This is a genomic window from Aquabacterium sp. (assembly GCF_044226965.1).
GTDB lineage: Bacteria > Pseudomonadota > Gammaproteobacteria > Burkholderiales > Burkholderiaceae_C > Pseudaquabacterium.
The window spans coordinates 1-22838 of sequence record NZ_JBGAGA010000089.1 but is presented as its reverse complement, the minus strand read 5'-3'; the positions used below and the strand labels follow the sequence as shown (position 1 = coordinate 22838).

The window sequence follows — 22838 nt, the reverse complement described above, 5'->3', positions numbered from 1 at the left end:
ACCTACCGGGCCCAGGGCATCCGCCGCATCGTCGCCTTGCGCGGCGACCTGCCCAGCGGCATGGCGGTGGCCGGCGAGTTCCGCTACGCCAGCGAGCTGATCCGCTTCATCCGCGAGACGCAGGGCCCCGACTGGACCATCGAGGTCGCCGCCTATCCGGAGTACCACCCCGAGCAGCGCTACGCGCGGCGCGACCTGCAGCACTTCGCCGACAAGGTCAAGGCTGGCGCCAACAGCGCGATCACGCAGTTCTTCTTCAACCCCGACGCCTACTTCCACTTCGTCGACGAAGCGCGGGCGATGGGCGTGAACGTGCCGATCGTGCCGGGCATCATGCCCTTCCACAACTACGCCAAGGTGGCGCAGTTCGCGCAGCGCGACGGCATCGACATCCCGCGCTGGGTGGCGATGAAGATGGAAGGCTTCATGGACGACGCCGCGTCGATCCGGGCCTTCGGGCTCGATGTGGTGACGCGGCTGTGCGAACGCCTGATCGAAGGCGGCGCACCGGGCATCCACTTCTACGCGCTGAACCAGTCGGGGCTGACGCTGGAAGTCTGCAGGCGGCTGGGACGGATGGGTCGCTAGACATCCGAGGCGGCCTTGACGGGCCATGGGTCAGGCCTGTGGAGGGATCGCCGCTGGGGCTGACGCGTGCTTGACCCCGTTCGGCCGCCTCGGCCGTGCAACCCGGCATCCCCCGCACGGAGATGCCGATGTCCCCCACTGCCCTGCCCCGCACCACCCGCCGCGGCCTGCTGGCCGCCCTGCTGAGCCTGAGTGCCAGCGCACCGATGATGGCGCTGGCCCAGACCGCCCCGGCCATCGCCGCGCCACTGCCCTGCCCCGCACCACCCGCCGCGGCCTGCTGGCCGCCCTGCTGAGCCTGAGTGCCAGCGCACCGATGATGGCGCTGGCCCAGACCGCCCCGGCCATCGCCGCGCCACCACCGCCCGCACCGCGCTTCGTCGTGCCGCTGGGCGGCGCGCCGATCGAGCTGGCCGACTACCGGCAGGAGGTCAGCATCGTCGGCCAGACGGTGCAGACGCGGCTGACCCTGCAGCTGCGCAACCCGAACCCGCGCGTGCTCGAAGGCGAGCTGCAGTTCCCGCTGGCCGCCGGGCAGGCGGTGACCGGCTTCGCGCTGGACATCGACGGCCAGCTGCGCCGCGCGGTGCCGGTGGCCAAGGCCAAGGGGCTGCAGGTCTTCGAGGACACCGTGCGCGGCCGCGTCGACCCCGCGCTGCTTGAAGCCAGCGCCGGCAACCAGTACAAGCTGCGCGTCTACCCGCTGCCGCCGCAAGGCCAGCGCACCGTGGTGCTGGACATCGCGCAGGCGCTGCCCGCAGCGGACGGCCGCGAGCCGCCGCCGCTGCTGCTGCCGCTGGGCCTGGACGGCATGGCCGCGCGCCAGGCCAGCCTGCGCGTGCGCATCGCCGGACTGGCACCGGCCGGCGTGCACTGGCGCCTGCGCGGCCTGCCGGCCGACGCGCTGCAGCTGCAGCCCGGCGCGGGCGCCGACGGCGGCAGCGAGCTGCGGATGGCGCCGCGCCCCCTGACCGCGCCGGCCACGCTGGCGCTGAGCCTGGCGCTGCCGGCCGGCACCCCGGTGCAGGCCGCTCACTTTGACGGGGAGGATTTCGTCTACGCCGAGATCCCCGCGCCCACCCAGGGCCCGCCGCGCCCGGCGCCGCGCCGCCTGGCCATCGTCTGGGATGCCTCCGGCTCGGCCGCGCAGCGCCGCCTGTCCAGCGAGCTGGCCGTGATGGACGCGCTTTTTGCGCGTTGGCAGAACCTGCAGGTGCGGCTGTACCTGCTGCGCGACAAGCTCGAAGCGCCGGTCGACTTCGAGATCCGTGGCGGCCAGTGGCGCGCGCTGCGCGAACGCCTGCAGGCCGAACCCTTCGACGGCGCGACACAGCTCGGCACGGTGCAGCTGCCGCGCGAGGCAGCCGACCTGGCGCTGCTGTTCACCGACGGCCATGCCAACTTCGGCGAACGCCAGCCGCCCGGCTTCGGCATGCCGGTGTTCGTGCTGCAGTCCAGCCTGGGCAGCGAGGCCGCGGCGCTGCGTGCGGTGGCCGAAGCGCAAGGCGGCGCGCTGATCGACCTGCTGCAGGCCACGCCGGTGCAGGCGCTGCAGCGCATCAGCACCGAGCTGCCGCGGCTGGTCGAGCTGCGCAGCCGCGCCGGCAGGCGCTGGGTGGCCGCGTCGCGCCAGGCGGTGGCCGGGCGCATCGCAGTGGCCGGCATCGCGAGCGAGGCCCAAGGCATGCTCGAAGCGGTGTTCAAGGGTCCCGGCCCGCGCGAGACGGTGCAGCGCGTGCACTGGCAGCTGCCACCCGCGCAATCCGACGACGCCGGCGCGCCGCTGCCAGCCTGGCGCTGGGCCCTGCTGCAGCTCGACGAACTGGCGCTGCGGCCCGAGCTGCACCGCGCCGAGATCGAGCGCCTGGGCCAGCGTTTCGGGCTGGCCACGCGCGAGACCTCGCTGATCGTGCTGGACACCCTGGCGGACTACCTGCGCCACCGCATCGAGCCGCCGGCGGGCCCGCTGCGCGCGGCCTGGCAGCAGCAGATCGGCACGCAGCAGGCCGTGGCGCAGCGCCAGCAGCAGGATCACCTGGCGCAGCTGCTGCGCCGCTTCCAGGAGCGCCAGGCCTGGTGGGCCACCGAGTTCCCGAAGGACGCGCCGGCGCAGGCGCGGCGCGACGAGCGCGAGAACACCATCGCGATCGGCGGCGAGCAGCGGGCGCGATCCGAGGCCACCGGCCCGGCCGATGCGCGGCGCCCCGCCGCACCGGTGCTGGCCGCGCCGGCACCGGCGGCCGTCGCACCGGCGGCACCGGCCACGCTGGCCGGCCGCCTGGCCAAGTCCGCCGAAGTGGCCGACCGCGCTGCGGCCGGCGCCCCGCCCACCGGCGGCGCCGAGCAGCCCGCCGCCAGCATCGCGCTGAGCCGGTGGACGCCCGACGCGGCCTATGCCCGCCGGCTGCGCGCGGCCGCTCCCAAAGACCGTTATGCGGTCTACCTCGACGAGCGGCCCGGCCACCTGAACAGCAGTGCCTTCTTCCTCGATGCGGCCGACCTGTTCTTCGAGCAGGGCGACGCGGCGATCGGCCTGCGCGTGCTGTCCAACCTGGCCGAGATGGCGCTGGAGAACCGTGCGCTGCTGCGCATCCTGGGCTACCGGCTGCTGCAGGCCCGGCAGGCCGCGCTGGCGGTGCCGGTGTTCGAGCGCGTGCGCGAGATCGCGCCGCACGAGCCGCAGTCCAGCCGCGACCTGGGCCTGGCGCTGGCCGATGCGCGGCGATGGCAGGCCGCCGCCGATGCGCTGTGGCTCACCGCCAGCACGCGCTGGGAAGGCGGCCGCTTCCCGGACATCGACATCACCGCGCTCGGCGAGCTGAATGCGGTGATCGCCAAGGCCCGGCGCGAGGGCGAGGCCGTCGACGTCCGGGCGATGGACCCGCGCCTGCTGGTGAACCTGCCGCTGGGCCTGCGCGTGGTGCTGGCCTGGGATGCCGACAACACCGACATCGACCTCTATGTCACCGACCCGAACGGCGAGCAGGCCTACTACGGCCACCAGCGCACGCGCCAGGGCGGCCGCATGTCGGCCGACTTCACCGGCGGCTACGGCCCCGAGGAGTTCGCGCTGCGCAGACCGAAGCCCGGTGTCTACACCGTCAGCGCGCGCTTCTTCGGCCACCGCCAGCAGGTGCTGGCGCCGGCCACCACGCTGATGTTGCGCCTGGCCACCGGTTTCGGCACCGCGGCCGAACAGGAACAGCGCGTGATGCTGCGCCTGTCGGGCGCTGGCGAGGTGGTGAAGGTCGGCGAGTTCCGGGTCGAGGGCGCGAACGAGTAGCGCAGCGTTCGACGCCAGGACCTCAGCGCGGACCGATGGCTTGGCGGTTGGCGATCGACGATCCGGCGGCTGCGCCGGCCGGGGCCGCGTTGGTCACCATGACCCAGCCGGTGCTCCAGTCGGCGTTGTTGTCGCCGGCGAGCGTTGGGATCGTCGAATCGGCGCGCACGCACGGGCCGATGGTCCAGGTTCCGGCACCCGCGATGAAGCTGGTGGCCACGCTGGCCAGCAGGCGCTGGTTCGCGACCGGCGTCAGCACCTTGAAGGCGTCGCCCGCCGACTGCGGCGTGCCCGAGCCCACGGGCTTGTAGCAGATGTCCAGGCGGATCGCGGCCGTCGACAGCGGCACGAAGGTCAGCGAACCGACGGCCGACACCCGCTGGCCGTTCGTGGTCGTGATCTGCGTGTTCGGGCCGATGAACAGGTAGGTCTGGTTGGTCGGCGCGACCGTGCTCACGCCGCCACTCCACGAGGCCACCAGCGCGACGCCTGCGGAGCCGGTGTCGCCCTTCGGCCCGGCAGGGCCGGTGTCGCCTTTCTGCCCGGCAGGGCCGGTGTCACCCTTCGGCCCTGGCGCGCCTGGGGCCCCGCGCGGTCCCGTGTCGCCCTTGTCACCCTTGGGCCCCTGGTCCGCGAGCGTGAGGTCCAGCCGGGCCACCTGAGCAGTCAGTGTGTTCTCCTTGCTGTCGAGGAACACCACGGTGCCGGGCGCGCTGATCGCGGGCGCCACGGCCACGCCGAAGTTCGTGCCCGGGCTGGTGATCCACTGCTTGGCCTGCGCCGTGACGTCGATCGCCACGAACTGGTTGGCCTGTGCGACCGGCACCGGCGCGAAGCTGCCCGCGCCGGAGGTCGCGGGCATGGTGTTCGCGCTCACGGTGGCCTCGCCCCACGCGCTGTTCACCGTCTGCAGTTCGATCGCGCCCGGGCTGCCGACGCGGCTGACGTACAGCAGCAGCGTGGCCTTCACCAGCTTGGCCGCGGTGGTGCCCGCCGGCAGTGTCGACAGGTCGAAGCGCAGCAGGCCGGTGGCGCCGGCACCGACATTGACGCTCGGCATCGCGCCGAAGTTGTTGGCCGCCAGCGCGGTGTTGACGTGGCTGTCCGCGGCCAGCGGCGCGTCGAGCGCCCAGGCCGGTGCCAGCGCGCCGGCCAGGGACAGGATGAGCAGGTGGCGAACAAAGGACATGAATCACTCCCGGTGGATCGACATGCCGCCGCGCATCGGCCGCACTGTCCACTGCGTGACGGCCGGACCGGCCCGGTTCCGGCCGCCGGCACCGCGCCGTGATGGAGTCCACGGCGCCTCCGGGTCGTGTTTTCGTCGCCTGCAATCCCATAATCGCGGCACGATGCCTGACACCCCCCGCCGTGGCACACCGCAGGATCGCGCGCTGCGCGGCCTGCTGGCCGATTGCCGCCGGCTGGTCTCGGTGCGCGGCGACAGCGGCGACCCGCGCCTGGCGCAGGCCATCGTGCAGCAGATCGACACGCTGGCCGACGACACGCGGCGCCGCTTCTTCGAACACCTGGCGCGCGACTTCGGCCCCGACCCGCAGCAGGTGCTGGCCTGCGCGCAGGCCTTTGCCGAAGCGCCCGAGCAGCCCGAGCGGCTGATCCAGCTGACGCAGGCCGCCGAGCCGCCTCGGCAGGAGCTGTTCCGGCGCCTGAACCGCGCGCCCGGCGGCACCGCGGCCATCGTGCGGCTGCGCCGCTCGCTGCTCGAACGCCTGCCGCGACATCCGCAGCTGCAGGCGGTGGAGCACGACCTGCACCACCTGCTGTCGAGCTGGTTCAACCCCGGTTTCCTGCAGCTGCGCAAGGTGGACTGGAACTCGCCGGCGCAGCTGCTGGAGCAGATCATCCACCACGAGGCGGTGCATGCCATCGACGGCTGGGACGACCTGCGCCGCCGCCTGCAGCCCGACCGCCGCTGCTTCGCCTTCTTCCACCCGCAGCTGCCGGACGAGCCGCTGATCTTCGTCGAGGTGGCGCTGGTGCCCGAGATGGCCGCCGCCATCGCGCCGCTGATCGACAAGAAGTCGCAGCCGCTGCCGGCCGAATCGTTCAGCGTGGCGGTGTTCTACTCGATCAGCAACTGCCAGCCGGGGCTGCGCGGCGTGTCGCTCGGCAACTTCCTGATCAAGCGCGTGGCCGAGCTGCTGAAGCAGGAGCTGCCGCAGCTCAAGACCTTCTGCACCCTGTCGCCGATTCCCGGCTTCACCGACTGGCTGCAGCGCCAGCCCGGCGGCGCGGACCGGTCAGCCGCGGAGCTGCTGAGAATGGCCGCTCACTTCCTGGTATATGAGAGCGTCAAGCCGCACGGCGACCCGGTGGCGCGCTTCCACCTCGACAACGGCGCGCGGCTCGAACGCCTGAACCCGCATGCCAACCTCTCGGCCAAGGGCCTGAAACAATCGGCCGGATTGATGGTCAACTACCTGTACGACCTGGCCCGCATCGAAACCTGCCACGACCGCTTCGTGCAGGGCCGGGTGGTGCATTCGCGCGCCGTGGCGGCGCTGCTGTGAATTTCCGACACAACACGACGACAGGAGACTGCATGAATTCCTTCGACACTTCGCGCCGTTCGCTGCTCGGCGGCGCCCTCGGGGCCGCCGCACTGGGCGCCACCGGCAGCGCCTGGGCCGAGGCCTGGCCGACCAAGCCGGTCAACGTGATCGTGCCCTTCCCGGCCGGCGGCGGCACCGACGCCTTTGCGCGGCCGCTGTTCGCGGTGATGAGCAAGAACGCCGGCAAGCAGTTCGTCATCGACAACAAGGGCGGCGCCGGCGGCACCGTGGGCGCGAGCCTGGCCGCGCGTGCGGCGCCGGACGGCTACAACTTCTTCATGGGCGCGGTGCACCACGCGATCGCGCCTTCGATGTACCCGAAGCTCGACTACAACCTCGAGACCGACCTGGTGCCGGTGGGCCTGGTGTCCAGCGTGCCGCAGGTGATCGTGGTGAACCCGAAGGTGCCGGTCAGCGACCTGAAGGGCTTGCTGGACTACCTGCGCCGGAACCCCGGCAAGCTCAACTACGGCTCGGCCGGCAACGGCACCTCGCACCACCTGGCCGGCGAGCTGTTCAAGCTGCAGACCAAGACCTTCATCACCCACATCCCGTACCGCGGCGCCGGGCCCGCGCTGCAGGACCTGATCGCCGGCCAGGTGGACCTGATGTTCGACGGCCTGGGCTCCTCGGCCAACCACATCAAGGGCGGGCGCATCAAGGCCATCGCGGTGGCGGCGGACAAGCGTGCGCCGGGCTTCGCCGAGGTGCCCACCACCGGCGAGGCCGGGCTGCCGAGCTACCAGGTCGCCACCTGGTACGGCATCTGGGCGCCCAAAGGCACGCCGAAGGAAGCCACCGACGCGATGCAGGCCGAGATGAAGAAGGCGCTGTACTCCGACGAGCTGAAGTCCATCTGGGCCGGCCTGGGCGCGAACCCGCCCAACCTGTGGGGCGCGGACTTCGGCAAGTTCGTCTCCAGCGAGGTGAAGCGCTGGGCCGAGGTGGTGAAGAACTCCGGCGCCAAGTTGGATTGACCCCGGATGCAGAACCACAACCTCTTCGCCGCACTGCGCGCGGCCTTTCCCGCCGACCTGGACAGCACCGCGATCGAGACCGCCGACGGTCCCGGCGCGCCGCGGTACTACACCTGGCGCGACCTCGAGCGCGCCACCGCGATGATCGCCAACCTGCTGGCCAGCCTGCAGCTGCCCGCCGGCAGCCGCGTGGCGGTGCAGACGGACAAGAGCGTCGAGGCGCTGATGCTGTACCTGGCCGTGCTGCGGGCGGGCTATGTCTACCTGCCGCTGAACACCGCCTACCAGGCCGCCGAGATCGACTACTTCATCGGCAATGCCGAGCCCGCGGTGGTGGTGTGCGCGCCGAAGCACTTCGCGTGGATCAGTCGCATCGCGTTCAACGCCGGCACACGGCATGTGTTCACGCTGGGCGACGACCGCACGGGCAGCCTGCTCGAACGCGCCGCGCACTGCAGCGACCGGCATGAGCCGGCCGTGAAGCAGGCGGACGAGCTGGCCGCCATCCTCTACACCAGCGGCACCACCGGCCGCAGCAAGGGCGCGATGCTGTCGCACGGCAACCTGCTGGCCAACGCGCAGGTGCTGAAGGACTACTGGGCCTGGCAGCCAGGGGACGTGCTGATCCACGCGCTGCCGATCTTCCACGTGCACGGCCTGTTCGTCGCCTCGCACGGCGCGCTGCTCAACGGCAGCAAGATGATCTGGTTCGCGAAGTTCGACCCCAAGGCGGTGATCGCCCGGCTGCCCGAGGCCACCGTGTTCATGGGCGTGCCCACGCTGTACGTGCGCATGCTGGCCGAGCCCGCGCTCACGCGCGAGGCCTGCGCGCGCATGCGGCTGTTCATCGCCGGCTCGGCGCCGCTGCTCGCCGAGACCTTCAACGCCTGGGCCGAGCGCACCGGCCACACCATCCTCGAGCGCTACGGCATGAGCGAGACGGTGATGCTCACCTCCAACCCCTACGCCCCGGCCACGGCGCGCAAGGCCGGCACCGTCGGCTTCGCGCTGCCGGGCGTCGGCGTGCGGGTGCACGACGACGCGGGCCGGCCGTGCGCGCCCGGCGAGATCGGCGGCATCCAGGTGCGCGGCCCCAACGTCTTTGCGGGTTACTGGCGCATGCCCGAGAAGACGAAGGAGGAGTTCACCGCCGACGGCTGGTTCAAGACCGGCGACGTCGGCCAGGTGGACGCCGAAGGCCGCTTCACCATCGTCGGCCGCAGCAAGGACCTGATCATCAGCGGCGGCTACAACGTCTACCCGGCCGAGATCGAGGGCTACCTGAACGACATGCCCGGCGTCGCGGAATCGGCGGTGATCGGCGTGCCGCACCCCGACTTCGGCGAGGCCGTGGTCGCGGTGGTGGTGCCCAAGGCCGGCGCGGCCCTCGACGGCCCGGCAATGGTGGCGCGGCTGAAACAGCAGATCGCCAACTTCAAGGTGCCCAAGCAGTTGTACCTGGTGCCCGAACTGCCGCGCAACGCGATGGGCAAGGTGCAGAAGAACCTGCTGCGCGACCGGCACAAGGGCCTGTTCGCGTGAGCGAAGGCGGACCCGCCGCGGCCGACACCTGCCCGCGCTGCGGCGGCCCCTTTGCCTGCGGCATGGCCGACCCCACCCGGCCCTGCCCCTGCACGACCGTGACCTTGAGCGAAGCCACGCTGGCCGCGCTGCGCCAGCGCTACACCGGCTGCCTGTGCCTGCGCTGCCTGGGTGAAGCGGCAGCCGAGGTCGAATCGCCGAAAGGAACCCGGGCGGGCTAGCCGCGACGACGACGCAATGCCGCCCCCGCGGCGAACAGCGCCGTCGCCACCAAGGCCAGCGACGCCGGTTCGGGCACGGCACCGACCTGAACGACGATGGACGTGCTGGCCACCTCAACCGGCACCGAGCCGATCGAGAAGGCGCGCAGGACGAAGCTGTATTCGCCGTTGGCATTCGGATTGAATGCATAGGCCCCCGCCGCCTCGAACGAGTCGAAGCCGAGGTTCCAGGAATCCTGCGACGCAGCGCTGAAGGGGACGGTCTTGAAGTTCTCGTTCGCGCTGGGGTCCACGTCGAACAGCAGTTCGTAGGTGTAGGACGCCACGCCCGTGCCACCGATGTAGTAGTCGAAGTTCCACCGCGCCAGCGCAGCGGCAATCGAGCCGGCCGAGGTCTGGTCGACACCCGCTTGCGCGAAGAAGCGTCCTGCGCCGTCGTTGGTCAGCGCCGGATTGCTGAAGCGCTGCGTGGCCGTCAAGCCCAGCGTCACCTGGGGCGCGGTCGCGGTGGTGCTGGACATGGCCACCGCGTTGTTCGGAATCCCGCTGCCGCCGAAGGTGGCTTGCGGCAACGCCCCGAAGCTGTCGAACGTCGGGGTCAGGGTTGCCGACGCACCGACACAACTCAGGCTCAGGCACGAGGCGATGGCGAGTCTCGAGATCATGGGACAGGTCCTCCGAAGTCAGCTTTGCACTCGCCGCCTGATTGCATAAGTCGAGCCAATGGGGCAGCTGGCTGTCTTGATAACTGTCAATTCAAGGACTTAGCGTGGACGGGCCGGCCGGCGGACGCGAATGCCGCAGTCTGGGTGGCAAGTCTTCCGACATCGCGTTTACCCGAGTCAAGTCAATTGCATTGACCTGCTCATCGTCTAAATTGGAAATGGGGGACGCTCCCGCGCCCCCATGGAGGCCACCATGTTCAGGCGCTTCTACACGCACCCGCTGGCCGTGGGGCTGGCGCTGCTGACGACGCTGCTGGTGCTGGCCGGACTGGACCGCATGGCCGGTACCGAAGGGGCCTACGGCCTGCTCGCCCGGGTGGGTGCCAACGTCAGCCAGCAGGTGGTGATCGTCGGCCACCGCGTCGTTCAACAGGTGGTGATCATCGGACGCCGGGTCGGCGGCTGAAGCGCGCCGACCGGTCGCGGGTTGGTCGGGGCCCGCGGCGCCATGGCATGCTGCGCCCGCGGCAGGCGAGTGCGTGGCCGCGATCCGGCCCTGCAGGGGTCGCCCACTGATCGATGCAAACTGCCGATGAATGAAGCGCGCCCCCGGCTGCTGGTGGTCGACGACCAGCCGATCAACGTGCAGGCGCTGTACCAGGCGCTCGCGGCCGAGCATCAGGTCTTCGTGGCCACCAGCGGTGAGCAGGCGCTGAAGCTGGCGCTGGAGAAGCAGCCCGACCTGGTGCTGCTGGACGTGGTGATGCCCGGCCTCGACGGCTTCGAGGTCTGCCAGCAGCTCAAGCGCGACGCCGCCACCGCCGACATCCCGGTGATCTTCGTCACCGCGCACAGCGACGAGGCCGGCGAAACGCGCGGCCTCGATGCCGGCGCGGTGGATTTCATTGCCAAGCCCTTCAACCCGCGGGTGGTGCGCGCGCGGGTGAAGACGCACCTGACCCTGAAGCGCCAGTCCGACCTGCTGCGCCGCATGGCCTTCATCGATGGCCTGACCGGCCTCTACAACCGGCGCCACTTCGACGAGCGCCTGCAGCAGGAGTGGCTGCGCGCGCAGCGCAATGGCACGCCGCTGTCGCTGCTGCTGATCGACCTGGACGGCTTCAAGCGCTACAACGACCGCTATGGCCACCCGGCCGGCGACGACTGCCTGCGCCGCGTGGCCCAGGCGCTGGCGCTGGGCCTGCTGCGGCCGGCCGACCTGCTGGCGCGCTATGGCGGCGAGGAGTTCGCGGCCATCCTGCCCGAGACCGATGCCGCCGGCGCGCTGGCGCTGGCCCAGCGCCTGGGGCAGCTGGTGCAGGCGCTGGCGCTGCCGCATGCCGATTCGCCGGCCGGGCTGCCGGTGGTCAGCGTCAGCATCGGGGTCGCCAGCCGGCCGGCGGCCGCGCCGGGCGAGCCGGCCGGCCCTCAGTCCGAGCTGCTGGCCCGCGCCGACCGCCAGCTCTACCGCGCCAAGGCCGAGGGCCGGGCGCGCACCTGCAGCGAGTAGCCCGGCTGCGTCAGGCCTCGGCCAGGTAGGGCTGCAGCACCTGCGTCAGCCAGGCCATGAACACCTGGACGCGGCGTGGCAGGTGGCGGCGCTGCGGGTACAGCAGCGACACCGGCAGCGGCTCGGCCGTGTGCTGCGGCAGCACTTCGACCAGTTCGCCGCGCTGCAGCCGGCCACGCACGCCGGTGGCCGGCACCTGGATCAGGCCGAGCCCGGCGACGCAGGCGGCCTGGAACGCATCGGTGCCATTCACGGCCACCGTGCAGCGCATCGGCTTGACGCGGTAGCGCTGCCCGTCGTGGTACTCCCAGCCCGCGCTGGCGGTGGACAGCGAGCCGGCGTAGTGCACCAGCCGGTGCGCGTCCAGCTCCGCCAGCGTGCGCGGCGTGCCCTGTGCATGCAGGTAGGCCGGGCTGGCGCAGTTGATCACCCGCAGCTGGCCCAGGCGCCGCGCGACCAGGTCGGAATCGCCCAGCGCGCCGACGCGAAGCACGCAGTCGAAGCCCTCGTGCACCACGTCGACCAGCCGGTCGGTGGTGCTCAGGCCCAGCTCGAGCAGCGGGTGCGCGGCCAGGAACCCGGGCAGGCGCGGCACGATGGTGTCGCGCGCCAGCACGGTAGGCAGGTCGATGCGCAACCGGCCACGCAGCGCCGCCGGGTTGTGCGTGAACATCGATTGCAGCTGCTCGGCATCGACCAGCAGTTGACGGCAGCGCTCGACGAACTGCCGGCCATCCTCGGTCAGCCGCACCACGCGGGTCGTGCGGTGCAGCAGCTGCGTGCCGACGCGCGCCTCCAGCTGCTGCACCGCGGTGGAGACACGCGCCTTCGGCAGCGCCAGCTGCTCGGCGGCGCGGCTGAAGCTGGCCAGCTCGGCCACCTTGGCGAAGATGCGCAGCGACTCGAGGTCCATCGTCGGCTCCCGTGGATTGTTCTCGTTGGCTGAACAGTGCGCTCGGCCGCCGCGACTTTATCGCCAGCGCGCCGCTGCCTAGAGTGAACCCCATCGCAACCCATCGACGACTGGACTTCACGATGAGCACCACCCACCCCATCACCACCGCGCCGATCGCACTGGTCACCGGCGGCAGCCGCGGCCTGGGCCGCAACACCGCGCTGCAGCTGGCCGAACGCGGCAGCGACATCATCATCACCTACCAACGCGCCGAGGCCGAGGCCCGGGCCGTGGTCGCGCAGGCGGAGCAACTGGGCCGCCGCGCCGTGGCGCTAGCGCTCGATGTGAGCGACAGCGCGGGCTTCGACGCGTTCGTGCGCCGGCTGCGCGCCACGCTGGACCGCGTGTGGCAGCGCGAGCGCTTCGACCACCTGGTCAACAACGCCGGCAGCGGCGCGCATGCGAGCTTTGCCGAGACCACCGAGGCGCAGTTCGACGACATGGTCCGGGTGCACCTGAAGGCCACCTTCTTCCTGACGCAGAAGCTGCTTCCGCTGATCAGCGACGGCGGCCGCATCGTCAACGTCTCCAGCGGGCTGGCCCGCTTCTCGCTGCCGGGCTATGCGGCCTATGCCGCGATGAAGGGCGGCGTCGAGGTGCTCAGCCGCTACATGGCGCGCGAGCTGGGCCCGCGCCGCATCACGGTGAACGTGGTGGCGCCCGGCGCGGTCGAGACCGATTTCGGCGGCGGTGCGGTGCGCGACAACGCGCAGCTCAACGCGATGATCGCCGGCCAGACCGCGCTGGGCCGCGTCGGCCTGCCCGATGACATCGGCGGCGCCATCGCGCTGCTGCTGCAGCCGGGCAACGGCTGGATCAATGCCCAGCGCATCGAAGTCTCGGGCGGGATCTTCGCCTGAGCCCGAGGACGATCGATCGCGTGCTCAGAACGGCAGCATCTCGCCGTTGACGATCCACGGCGTGCCGTACTTGTCGACCAGCATGCCCCAGGCCTTGGCCCAGAAGGCCGGCTGCATCGGCATCGTCACCTGGCCGCCGGCGGACAGCTCGGCGAACACGCGCTGGGCCTCGGCCACGGTGTCGAAATCGAGCGCGATCGACACGCCCTTGATGCCCTCGTAGGGCACGTGCGCCGGTGCATCGCCGGCGTACAGCGTGCCGCCGCCGCGCAGCGCGAGCCGGGCGTGGATGATGCGGTGCGCGAACTCCTTGGGCATCTGGTCGGCCATCGGCGAATCGGCGCCGCTCATCAGCACCTCGAGCTTGGCGTCGAGCACCTTCTCGTAGAAACGCATCGCGTCGGCACAGGTGCCGTCGAAGGCCAGGTAGGCAATGGCTTGGGTCATGTCAGTCTTTCGGTTGGCGGGTGAAAACAACATGCAGCGCGGCGGCGGTGCCGACGCGTTCGGTGCACTCGTAGCCCAGCGCGGGCAGGTCGATGCCGGCCAGCAGCGATTCGCCGCGGCCCAGCGCCACCGGCGAGACCACCAGGTGCATCAGGTCGATCCAGCCGGCCTGCAGCGCGGCACGCACGGTGGCCACGCCACCGCCGATGCGCACGTCGCGGCCTTGTGCCGCGGCCTTGGCCTGGCGCAGCGCGGAGTCGAGCCCGTCGGTGACGAAGCGGAAGGTGGTGCCGCCCTGCATCACCAGCGGCGGGCGCGGATGGTGCGTCAGCACGAACACCGGCACGTGGTAGGGCGGGTTGTCGCCCCACCAGCCCTGCCAGCCGTCGTCGGGCCAGGGCCCGCGGCTCGGGGAGAACATGTTGCGGCCCAGCACCCAGGCGCCGATGTTCTCGAAGCCGCGCGCGGCGAAGTCGTCGTCGGGGCCGGTGGTGCCGCTCTGGTCATCGCCGCCGCCATGCATGCGCTGGAAGCTGCGGGTCGGGAACACCCACTCATGCAGGCCCATGCCTCGATGGGGCCTTTCGGGTTCAGGAAGCTCGGGTGCGCCGAAGTCTGCTTCAGCCGATGCCGCTTGCGGCGCTTCACCTGCACGACGAACGAGGGTGCTCGAAATCGACAAGGCGCCCCGTAGCATCCGGGGTCTGCCCACCTGTTGCCGTGACCGCCCCGCCATGACCGAACTGCCGCCCAGCCTGAACCTCGGCCCCGTCACCGTCTATTTCGGCGAGAAATCCGGCAAATACCCGGACGGCAACCAGGTGATGGTGCGCGGCCGCGATGCCACGGTGGCCTTCGACACGCCGCCGGTCGCCCACCGCATGGCCGCCACGCTGGCCGAAGCCGACCTGGTGATCCTGGGCCATGTGCATGAAGACCACATGGCCGGCCTGCCACTGTTGCCGCGCGTGCCGGTGCAGGTGCACCAGGCCGACCTGGCCGCCGCGCGCAGCTGGGCCGGCCTGAGCCGCCACTACGGCTACCCCGACAGCGTGCTGGCCGAGATGCGGCCGCGCATCGAACGCGAGTTCCACTACGCACCGCGGCCCGACGCGCAAGGCTATGCCGAGGGCACGGTGTGGGAGCTGGGCGGCGTGCGCGTGCGCGCGCTGCACCTGCCCGGCCACACGGCCGGCCACTGCGTGCTGCTGGTCGAGCCGCAGGGCATCGCCTTCATCGGCGACATCGACCTCTCGAGCTTCGGCCCCTACTACGGCGATGCCAGCTCCAGCCTGGCCGACTTCCGCCGCAGCCTGGCGCGGCTGGCCGCGCTGCCGGCCAGCGCCTGGATCACCTCGCACCACAAGGGCGTGGTGACCGAGCGCGCACGCTTCGAGGAACTGCTGGCGGCCTACGCCGCGCGGCTGGACGAGCGCGCGGCCGACCTCCTGCGCCTGCTCGAAGCCGGCCCGCAGACACTGGCCGCGCTGGCGGCCCGGCACCTGGTGTACCCGCCCGAGCACCAGGCCGAGTGGGTCGATGCGGTGGAGCGCCGCACCATCGCCCAGCACCTGGACGATCTGCTGGCCGAGGGCCGCGTGCGCGCCGAAGGTGACGGGGATTTTGTGCGTTATTGTCTGGCATGAACACGCTGTTCACGGACATCTTGCTGCAGCGCTACGCGCCGGGCCTGGTGATGGCGGCCCACGTGCACCGCCGCGCCAGCTTGTCGCTGGTGCTGGGCGGCAGCTACGAGGAGTGCATTCGCGGCCGCCGCGGCGAGTTCGAGTTCGGCGCGCTGCTGGTCTGCCCGCCCGATGAGCGCCATGCCCAGCGCTTCGGGGCCGCCGGCGTGCGCAAGCTGGTGTTCACCCCCACCCCGGAGGCCATCGCCCGCCTGGAGGAGGCCGTGCGCTTTGCCGATGCGCCGGCGGTGCGCACGCTCGGGCTGGCCGAGGTGGGACGCCGCATCGCGAAGGAATTGCAGACGGCCGACGACTTCTCGAACCTGGTGGTCAGCGGCCTGTCACACGAGTTGATCGGCCTGGCCGCGCGCGAGCAGGCGCGCCGCGGCGGCACGCTGCCCGTGGCGGTGCAACGAGCGATGGCCTTGCTGCGCGACAATGTGCAGCAGCCGCTGGCGCTGCACGATGTGGCCCGCGCTGTCGGCTGCGACGCAGGCGAACTGGCGCGGTCCTTCCGGGCCTGCCTGGGCGAGACCCCGGGCGACATGCACCGCCGCTTGCGCGTCGAGCGCGCCGCGGAGTTGGTGATTCGATCGGCGCAACCGCTGGCCGATATCGCCGCCCTCTGCGGCTTCAGCGACCAGCCGCACATGACACGGGCATTCAAGGCCCTGCTCGGTACCACGCCAGCGGCCTACCGCCGCCAGGCCCGCGGCTGACATTCAAAAGACCGCGTGGCGTTCAAGACGCGCGGCGGTGGTCGGTGCGATAAAGCCTGCCTTGCCGTTCTTCGAAGAGATTCGCATGCGCACCGTAAGCCGGGCCCTGGTTTGGATCGCCCTCGCCCTGATGGCCTGCACGGCCCGGGCAGGCGGCTACGATGCCGGCGCCTGGCAACGCGACTATGCCCAGCTGAAGCAGGCGCTCGAGCAGGACTACGCCAATCTGGCATGGTTCGAGTCGCCGGAAGGCGGCGTGCATCTGCCGCGGCTGGATCGCCTGACCCGGCCTGTGCGGCGCTGGGCTTCCTGCCCACCGCCCGCGTCGCCTTCTCGCTGCCCCTGGAAACACTGCCGTCCTTCCGGTTGATGGGCGACGGCCTGTCGAGCGTCTACCGGGCCGGGCTGGCAACCACGGCCAGCGGCATCAAGATCGGCGTCATTCGCATCCAGCAGTTCACCCATCAGGCCTTCCCCGCCAACTGCCCGCAAGGCTTCGCATCGCTGAAGGCCAGGGGCGAAGCCATTGGCGACAGGAGCCTGCGTGACGAGGCCGACCAGCGCTGGCTTGCGGGACTGGCCGAGCAGATCGCCGCGCTCCAGGCCGTCGGCATGACCGCGCTGCTCGTTGACGTCGGCAACAACAGCGGCGGCAACGACAGCGGCGACCTGTTCCCGCGCCTGTTGAGCGGCCACCCGGTGCGCTCGGCCCGCCTGCGCATGGCCGCCTCCACCGCTGCAAGCGCCTATGCCGATGAACAGATGGCCGGGCTGGACAGCGCGCTGAAGGCCGCGCAAGACACCGAGGCCCGCGCGGCGCTGACCCGTGCGCGCGCCTTCTTTGCCAACGCCCGGGCCCAGGCCGCGCAGCCCTGCGGCATGGCCTGGGTATGGACACAGCAGCGGCCGTGGGCCGGCCAGGGCTGCCAGCGCCTGGTGGACATGGGCCATGCCGGTGGCTTCGCGCCGCTGCTGCCACGCGGCGCGTTCGGCGACCAGAACGTGGCCTACCGCCTGTCTTACGCGTCCAGCGCCGACGACTTCTGGGCCCTCTGGCGCGGCCCGCTGTACGTGCTGACCGACGGCCGAACGTACTCGTCGGCCGAGATGTTCGCAGCCGCCGTGCAGGACAACCAGCTCGGCAAGATCGTCGGCGCCAAGACCGGCGGCGATGGCTGCGGCTTCATGAACGGCGAGCGACCGACGGTGTTGATGCACTCGCGCATGGGCCTGCGCATCCCCGATTGCATGCGCCTGCGCGCCGACGGCCGCAACGAGGTGGCCGGCATCGTGCCCGATCTGCCGGTCCTGGCGACCGAAGGCGAAGACAGCCGCATGCGCGCGAATCGGCTGCTGGAGACCGTGGCAGCCGACCAGCTGGCGCGCTGACGCAGGCGCCAAGGCGGGTGCCGGCCGGGTCCCGCGTACAGGCCAGGCGCAGGCCCGGCGCAGTCTCAGCGCCCTTCGGCGCGCTGCAGCGCCTGGATCTCCTGGTCCAGCAGGCGGCGGCGCAGGTCGTCGGTCGACAGGCTCAGGAAGGTGACGATGCCATGGATCGCCAGGCCCAGGCCCCAGCCCAGCAGCGGCAGCGTGTGCCAGCGCGGTTCGCCGATCAGCTGGTTCAGCGCGAACAGGCCCAGGTTGACCAGCACGAACACCGTGGCATGGATGAAGAAGCCGATCTTGCGGCGCACGCGGCGCTGGGCACGGGCTTCGATCGACTGGCTGCGTTCGGTCTTCATGGTCGGCTCCTGGGTGGGGCGGGGGTGCGATGGGGTGCATCCTGCGCCGCCGCCGCGGCGACGGCGAGCCTCACGCGACGAAGCGGTGGCCTGCGGCGCGGGCCGCCGCCGGCGGGGCGTCAAGTGCGCCCGGGCCGCACGTAGATCACGTAGTACACCAGCGCCACCAGCACGCTGCCGCCCACCAGGTTGCCGGCAATCACCGGCACCAGGTTGCGCAGCATGTCGGCCACCCCGATCGGCGCACCCAGCAGCATGGCCAGCGGCATCAGGTACATGTTGGCGATCGAATGCTCGAAGCCGGCGGCGACAAAGGCGGTGACCGGAAACACGATGGCCACCGCCTTGTCGACCACGCTGCGCCCGGCCAGCGCCATCCAGGCGGCCATGCACACCAGCACATTGCACAGCACGCCGCGGAAGAAGGCCTCGAGCGGGCCGAGCTCGGCCTTGGCCAGCGCGATGCGCAGCGCCGTGCGGCCCACCGCGCCGCCGTTCATGCCGGCATGGCCCGACAGCCACACCAGCACGGCCAGCGCCGCGGCGCCCACCAGGTTGGCCAGGCACACCACGCTCCAGTTGCGCAGCAGCTGCCGCGTGCTCAGGCAACCGTCGGCCCAGGCCATCGCCAGCAGGTTGTTGCCGGTGAACAGCTCGGCGCCGGCCACCGTCACCAGCAACAGACCGAGCGAGAAGGACAGCCCGCCGATCAGGCGCTGCGCCGCGAAACCGAGGCTCGCGTCGCTGGCCACCAGCGTGAACATCATTGCGCCGAGGCCGATGAAGGCGCCGGCCAGCATGCCCAGCATCGCCAGCGACAGCAGCGGCAGCTGCGCCTTGACCAGGCAGAAATCCTTCACGCGGCCGGCAATCTCGCGCGGGGTGTAGGCGTCGAAGGGGGCGGGGTTCGATTCCATGCGATGCGCGATCGGGCTGTGGGGAAGCGCCCGGCACGGCGGCTCGGCGGAACGGCCGACCGGACTGGTCAAGTGCAACGGCCGATTGGACCGCCCGGCCCGGGCCGGGCGATTGCGCCAGCGCAGCCGCGCTAGCCGTCGCGCAGTGACAGCGCGGCTCGACCGGCCGCCAGCATCGCCGTCGTCAGGCGGTCCAGCAGGCCGGACGCGGCGCGCGCGTGCTGCCAGTGCAGCGGCACGTCCAGCGGCGTGTCCGGCACCAGCTCGACCAGCGTGCCGTCGCGCAGGTGCTGCGCGATCAGCGCCTGCGGCTGCAGGCCCCAGCCCATGCCGGCCAGCGCCGCCGTGACGAAGGCGTGGGACGAGGGCAGCGTGTGCCGCGGCAGCTCCACATGGCGGTGGCACAGGCGCCGCGCCCAGCGCTGCTGCAGCTCGTCCTTGGTGTTGAACACCAGGCTGGGCGCGCGCTGCAGGCTGCCGGCACCGACGCCCTCGGCAAAGTAGCGCCGCACGAAGGCCGGGCTGGCGGCGGCGCGGTAGCGCATCGCACCCAGCGGCCGGCTGTTGCAGCCGGCGGCCGGCCGCGCGGCCGAAGTCACCGCGGCCAGCACCGCGCCCTTGCGCAGCCATTCGGTGGTGTGGTCCTGGTCGTCCACCGCCACCTCCAGCAGCACCGGGCTGTCGGCCGCGAAGGTGGCGATTGCCGGCGCGGCCCAGGTCGCCAGGCTGTCGGCATTCACCGCAATCGGCAAGGGCACGCGTGCCGGGGCTTGCGTGGCGCGCGCCGGCAGCGCGGGCAGCGCGCCATCCAGCTCCTGCTCGAGCAGGCGCACGCGGTCGACGTGCTGGCACAGCCGGCGGCCGGTGTCGGTGGCGCGGACCGGCTGCTCGCGCACCACCAGCGCGCAGCCGACGCGTTCCTCGAGCAGCCGGATGCGCTGCGAGACGGCCGAGGGCGTGACATGCAACGCCCGCGCCGCCCGCTCGAAGCTGCCTTCGCGCACCACAGCGGACAGGGCGGCAAGTGCGGCGTAGTCCAGCATGTGGTTTAGCGCTTCTTCATCGACTTTAGAAAAGTGAGTTTGTCTTCATCCAAAGCGGCTGGCAAGCTGACGCCATGACGCCTGCCCTCACCGCCATGCCCGCCGCCGCGGTCTTCCTGCAGGGCCTGCTGCTGAGCCTGGGCCTGATCGTCGCGATCGGCGCGCAGAACGCCTTCGTGCTGCGCCAGGGCCTGCGGCGCGAGCACGTGGGCAGCATCGTGCTGTTCTGTGCGCTGGCCGACGCGGTGCTGATCAGCGCCGGCGTGCTGGGCATGGCCCGCGCGCTGGGCGAGCACCCGGGCCTGGCCCGCGCGCTGGCGCTGGCCGGCGCGGCTTTCCTGGCCTGGTACGGGGTGAGCGCGCTGCGGCGCGCGCGCCAGCCACAGGCACTGCGCGCCGCCGCTGGCACCGCCGGACTGGGCCGCGGCGCGGCGCTGGCACAGGCCGCCGCCTTCACGCTGCTGAACCCGCATGTCTACCTGGACACCGTGCTGCTGGTGGGCAGCATCGGCGCGCAGCAGCCACCAGCGCTGCAGGGCTGGTTCGTCGCCGGCGCCAGCGTCGCGAGTGCCGGCTGGTTCGCCGGCCTGGGCTTCGGTGCACGCTGGCTGGCGCCGTGGTTCGCACGGCCGCGCGCCTGGCAGTTGCTGGACGGCCTGATCGGCGTGACGATGCTCGGGCTGGCAGCGCTGCTGCTGCGGCACGTGCTGGGTTGACAGCCCGCGCCGAGACAGCCGCCGTAGCCGGCTCAGGCGCTCAGCCGCACTGCCCGACGTAGCCGCAGGCGGTGCAGAACTCGCAGCCGTCCTTGTGGATCAGCGTGTGGTTGCCGCACTCGGGGCAGGCCTTGCCGGCCATCGGCGGCACGGTGGCAGCGGCGCTGGTGGCGCCACCGCCGCCGCGCACCGCCGGCGCGGCCAGGATGCCCATCGCCTGCACCGGGAAGCCTTCGTCGGTGAGCACGCCCAGCATCGCGTAGCGGTGGATCACCAGCCGCGCGATGTAGGCCACCGTGCTGGGCCAGACCTGCTGGCGCCGCTCGCCCGGCACCGGCGCCATGAAGTGGCCCAGCGGCTCGCCGACGTTGAGCAGCTTGCGCAGCTTCATGCCGATCCAGGCCGGGTCCATGACGCGCATGTCCAGTGATAGCAGCCGCGCCAGGCCGTCGAGCGCCCGCGGGTAGTTGCCGGAGAAGCCGATCGCGCAGGGCCGGCTGATGCGGCCGCCCTCAGGCGTGGGCAGGGACACTTCCTTCAGCGTGACAGTGAAGGACTCGCCGGTGCCGGGGTTGTCCACGTCCACCGCCCAGGCCAGCGTGCCGGCGGTGGTGGTGCGCGGCTCGTCGCGGCTGAACATCGCGTCCAGCACCGGCGTCGGGCCGCCTTCCTGCAGCGCGCCCAGCTGCTCGCAGCGCCAGCGGATCACCGCCGCGGTGGCGGCCACCACGCCGGGGAACAGGCGCGGCTCGCCGTTGGGCGGCATCGGCATCTCGAACGCGCGCTCTTCGGCCACGGTGGCCAGCGCGTCGAGCTTGAGCTTCAGCCACGAGGCGTCCTGCGTGCGCATGTCCATCGACAAGGTCTTGGCCAGCGCGCCCAGGCCGCGCGGCTGCTCGGCGCCGTTGACCCATACCTCGAAGGGCACGGTGGTGCCGAACAGGCCGACGCCGGGACCGCTCTCGGCCGGCATCTCGCCGACGAAGAGCGAGAAGTCGCCATGCGGGTGCTGGATCATGTAGCTCCAGGCGGGGTTGCCGCCGGGCAGCTCGGGCCGGCTGGGCCATCGCAGCGAGGCCAGCACCGGCGCGGGCAGGCGGTCCACCCGCAGGCGCTGGTTGGCGCCGTCGGTCTGCAGCAGCGCCGGCTGTGCCGGCGTGGCCGGTGCCGCGGGCTCGGCGCTGAGCACCGAGCCGAGCACGCTGTTGGGCCGGTAGGTGGCCAGGCCCTTCAGCCCCGTTGCCCAAGCCTGCAGGTACAGGCCCTGGAAATCGGCATACGGGTAGTCGGCCGGCACGTTGACGGTCTTGCTGATCGAGGTGTCGATGTAGGGCGCCACCGCGGCCACCATTGCCGCGTGGCTCTCGGCGCTCATCTCCAGCGCGGTGACGAAGGCCTCGGTCAGCGGCGCGTCGGGGCCGAACAGGTGGCGGTACAGGCGCCACGCGTGGTCCTCGACCGCGTATTCCTTGAAGCCGCCGTCGGCCTCGCGCTTCTTGCGCGTGTAGGTCCAGCTGAACGCCGGCTCGATGCCGTTGCTGGCGTTGTCGGCAAAGGCCAGGCTGATGGTGCCGGTGGGCGCGATGGACAGCAGGTGCGAATTGCGCAGGCCCTGCGCACGGATCTTGTCCTTCAGCGGCTGCGGCAGGCGGGTGGCGAACGCGCCGCGCGAGAGGTACAGGTCGGTATTGAAGAGCGGGAACGCGCCGCGCTCCTTGGCGAGGTCGGCACTGGCTTCGTAGGCGGCGTCGCGCATCACCGCCGAAATGCGGCGCGCCATCGCGCGCGCCGGCTCGGTGTCGTAGCGCAGGCCCAGCATCACCAGCGCGTCGCCCAGCCCGGTGAAGCCCAGGCCGACACGGCGCTTGTTGCGCGCCTCTTCCTGCTGCTGCGGCAGCGGCCAGACGGTGACGTCGAGCACGTTGTCCAGCATGCGGGTCGCCACCTTGCAGACCTCGGCGAAACCGGCGTCGTCGAAGTCGGCCTCGGCGCTGAACGGGCCGCGTACAAAATGGGTTAGGTCGACGCTGCCCAGGCAGCAGCAGCCGTAGGGCGGAAGCGGCTGTTCGGCGCAGGGGTTGGTCGCCGCAATCGTCTCGCAATACCCCAGGTTGTTGTCGACGTTGATGCGGTCGAGGAACAGCACGCCCGGCTCGGCGTGGTCGTAGGTGCTGCGCATGATCTGGTCCCACAGCACGCGGGCGCGCACGCGGCGGTAGACCCACTGCCCGTCGGCACGCTGGTACGCGCCTTCAGCCTTCTGCTCGGCGCCGGGCTCGGCCTTGTGCACCAGCTCGACCTCGCCGTCGTCCTGCACGGCCTGCATGAACACGTCGGTCACGCCGACCGAGATGTTGAAGTTCTTCAGGTCGCCCTGGTCCTTGGCATGGATGAA

The 22838-nt window shown here is 71.5% G+C and carries 23 protein-coding genes and 1 pseudogene; 15 read left to right on the top strand and 9 right to left on the bottom strand.

The features are described from left to right. From ACILR4_RS26010 to ACILR4_RS26000, 3 genes are all read left to right on the top strand, one after another. Window positions 1–588: methylenetetrahydrofolate reductase (locus ACILR4_RS26010; protein ID WP_395703808.1), on the top strand; the 588-nt coding region annotated here is incomplete at its 5' end. Window positions 589–716: 128 nt separating this feature from the next. Further along, on the top strand, window positions 717–884 hold the full coding sequence (locus tag ACILR4_RS26005; protein WP_395703807.1) for a hypothetical protein: 168 nt from the start codon (window positions 717–719) through the stop codon (window positions 882–884). Between the two features lie 20 nt (window positions 885–904). Then, window positions 905–3871 (top strand): VIT domain-containing protein, encoded by a 2967-nt coding sequence (locus ACILR4_RS26000; RefSeq protein WP_395703806.1) that lies wholly within the window; start codon window positions 905–907, stop codon window positions 3869–3871. A gap of 22 nt (window positions 3872–3893) precedes the next feature. Here the strand turns inward: ACILR4_RS26000 and ACILR4_RS25995 are convergent, their stop codons facing one another. Beyond that, complete coding sequence (locus ACILR4_RS25995) at window positions 3894–5060, bottom strand: DNRLRE domain-containing protein (protein WP_395703805.1); 1167 nt, start codon at window positions 5058–5060, stop codon at window positions 3894–3896. A gap of 163 nt (window positions 5061–5223) precedes the next feature. Here ACILR4_RS25995 and ACILR4_RS25990 point away from each other — a divergent pair, with 163 nt between their 5' ends. The 4 genes from ACILR4_RS25990 to ACILR4_RS25975 are packed head-to-tail and all read left to right on the top strand — an operon-like array spanning window position 5224 to window position 9184. Next, window positions 5224–6402, top strand: a complete 1179-nt coding sequence (locus tag ACILR4_RS25990) for a malonyl-CoA decarboxylase (protein ID WP_395703804.1) — start codon at window positions 5224–5226, stop codon at window positions 6400–6402. A gap of 32 nt (window positions 6403–6434) precedes the next feature. Continuing rightward, window positions 6435–7421: a Bug family tripartite tricarboxylate transporter substrate binding protein gene (locus tag ACILR4_RS25985; protein WP_395703803.1), complete on the top strand. Its 987-nt coding sequence runs from the start codon at window positions 6435–6437 to the stop codon at window positions 7419–7421. 6 nt (window positions 7422–7427) lie between these two features. Then, the gene (locus ACILR4_RS25980; RefSeq protein WP_395703802.1) at window positions 7428–8963 is read left to right on the top strand and encodes a malonyl-CoA synthase; all 1536 of its coding nucleotides are present in this window, start codon (window positions 7428–7430) and stop codon (window positions 8961–8963) included. Next, window positions 8960–9184, top strand: a complete 225-nt coding sequence (locus tag ACILR4_RS25975; protein WP_395703801.1) for a cysteine-rich CWC family protein — start codon at window positions 8960–8962, stop codon at window positions 9182–9184. The genes ACILR4_RS25980 and ACILR4_RS25975 overlap by 4 nt, the downstream gene beginning before the upstream one ends. On the opposite strand, the gene ACILR4_RS25970 is transcribed toward ACILR4_RS25975, so the two are convergent. Further along, the gene (locus ACILR4_RS25970; protein WP_395703800.1) at window positions 9181–9849 is read right to left on the bottom strand and encodes a PEP-CTERM sorting domain-containing protein; all 669 of its coding nucleotides are present in this window, start codon (window positions 9847–9849) and stop codon (window positions 9181–9183) included. The genes ACILR4_RS25975 and ACILR4_RS25970 overlap by 4 nt on opposite strands. A gap of 253 nt (window positions 9850–10102) precedes the next feature. Between ACILR4_RS25970 and ACILR4_RS25965 the strand changes: the two genes are divergently transcribed. Next, window positions 10103–10315 (top strand): hypothetical protein, encoded by a 213-nt coding sequence (locus ACILR4_RS25965; protein WP_395703799.1) that lies wholly within the window; start codon window positions 10103–10105, stop codon window positions 10313–10315. A gap of 126 nt (window positions 10316–10441) precedes the next feature. Further along, window positions 10442–11359, top strand: coding sequence for a diguanylate cyclase (locus ACILR4_RS25960; protein WP_395703798.1), 918 nt, complete (start codon window positions 10442–10444; stop codon window positions 11357–11359). Between the two features lie 10 nt (window positions 11360–11369). Here ACILR4_RS25960 and ACILR4_RS25955 read toward each other — a convergent pair whose 3' ends face one another. After that, window positions 11370–12272, bottom strand: coding sequence for a LysR substrate-binding domain-containing protein (locus ACILR4_RS25955; RefSeq protein WP_395703797.1), 903 nt, complete (start codon window positions 12270–12272; stop codon window positions 11370–11372). A gap of 122 nt (window positions 12273–12394) precedes the next feature. On the opposite strand from ACILR4_RS25955, the gene ACILR4_RS25950 reads away from it, so the two are divergent. Further along, a complete protein-coding gene (locus ACILR4_RS25950) occupies window positions 12395–13174 on the top strand; it encodes an SDR family NAD(P)-dependent oxidoreductase (protein WP_395703796.1) in 780 nt (259 codons plus the stop codon). Window positions 13175–13198: 24 nt separating this feature from the next. On the opposite strand, the gene ACILR4_RS25945 is transcribed toward ACILR4_RS25950, so the two are convergent. Both ACILR4_RS25945 and ACILR4_RS25940 read right to left on the bottom strand, forming a co-directional pair. After that, the gene (locus ACILR4_RS25945; RefSeq protein WP_395703795.1) at window positions 13199–13621 is read right to left on the bottom strand and encodes a VOC family protein; all 423 of its coding nucleotides are present in this window, start codon (window positions 13619–13621) and stop codon (window positions 13199–13201) included. Window position 13622: 1 nt separating this feature from the next. Then, a pseudogene (locus ACILR4_RS25940) lies at window positions 13623–14192 on the bottom strand (dihydrofolate reductase family protein); the annotation flags it as partial. Between the two features lie 163 nt (window positions 14193–14355). On the opposite strand from ACILR4_RS25940, the gene ACILR4_RS25935 reads away from it, so the two are divergent. From ACILR4_RS25935 to ACILR4_RS25920, 4 genes are all read left to right on the top strand, one after another. After that, on the top strand, window positions 14356–15267 hold the full coding sequence (locus ACILR4_RS25935) for an MBL fold metallo-hydrolase (RefSeq protein WP_395703794.1): 912 nt from the start codon (window positions 14356–14358) through the stop codon (window positions 15265–15267). Next, window positions 15264–16025: a helix-turn-helix domain-containing protein gene (locus ACILR4_RS25930; protein WP_395703793.1), complete on the top strand. Its 762-nt coding sequence runs from the start codon at window positions 15264–15266 to the stop codon at window positions 16023–16025. The genes ACILR4_RS25935 and ACILR4_RS25930 overlap by 4 nt, the downstream gene beginning before the upstream one ends. 85 nt (window positions 16026–16110) lie before the next feature. Beyond that, window positions 16111–16395: a hypothetical protein gene (locus ACILR4_RS25925; protein ID WP_395703792.1), complete on the top strand. Its 285-nt coding sequence runs from the start codon at window positions 16111–16113 to the stop codon at window positions 16393–16395. Continuing rightward, complete coding sequence (locus tag ACILR4_RS25920; protein ID WP_395703791.1) at window positions 16395–17414, top strand: S41 family peptidase; 1020 nt, start codon at window positions 16395–16397, stop codon at window positions 17412–17414. The genes ACILR4_RS25925 and ACILR4_RS25920 overlap by 1 nt, the downstream gene beginning before the upstream one ends. A 65-nt stretch (window positions 17415–17479) precedes the next feature. On the opposite strand, the gene ACILR4_RS25915 is transcribed toward ACILR4_RS25920, so the two are convergent. From ACILR4_RS25915 to ACILR4_RS25905, 3 genes are all read right to left on the bottom strand, one after another. Beyond that, complete coding sequence (locus ACILR4_RS25915) at window positions 17480–17767, bottom strand: 2TM domain-containing protein (protein ID WP_395703790.1); 288 nt, start codon at window positions 17765–17767, stop codon at window positions 17480–17482. A 119-nt stretch (window positions 17768–17886) separates the two neighbouring features. Continuing rightward, window positions 17887–18684: a formate/nitrite transporter family protein gene (locus tag ACILR4_RS25910; protein WP_395703789.1), complete on the bottom strand. Its 798-nt coding sequence runs from the start codon at window positions 18682–18684 to the stop codon at window positions 17887–17889. 131 nt (window positions 18685–18815) lie between these two features. Next, on the bottom strand, window positions 18816–19727 hold the full coding sequence (locus tag ACILR4_RS25905; protein WP_395703788.1) for a LysR family transcriptional regulator ArgP: 912 nt from the start codon (window positions 19725–19727) through the stop codon (window positions 18816–18818). 74 nt (window positions 19728–19801) lie between these two features. On the opposite strand from ACILR4_RS25905, the gene ACILR4_RS25900 reads away from it, so the two are divergent. Continuing rightward, window positions 19802–20443, top strand: a complete 642-nt coding sequence (locus ACILR4_RS25900) for a LysE/ArgO family amino acid transporter (protein ID WP_395703787.1) — start codon at window positions 19802–19804, stop codon at window positions 20441–20443. A gap of 40 nt (window positions 20444–20483) precedes the next feature. Here the strand turns inward: ACILR4_RS25900 and ACILR4_RS25895 are convergent. Beyond that, a partial coding sequence (locus tag ACILR4_RS25895) for an adenosylcobalamin-dependent ribonucleoside-diphosphate reductase (protein WP_395703786.1) occupies window positions 20484–22838 on the bottom strand: 2355 nt, incomplete at its 5' end.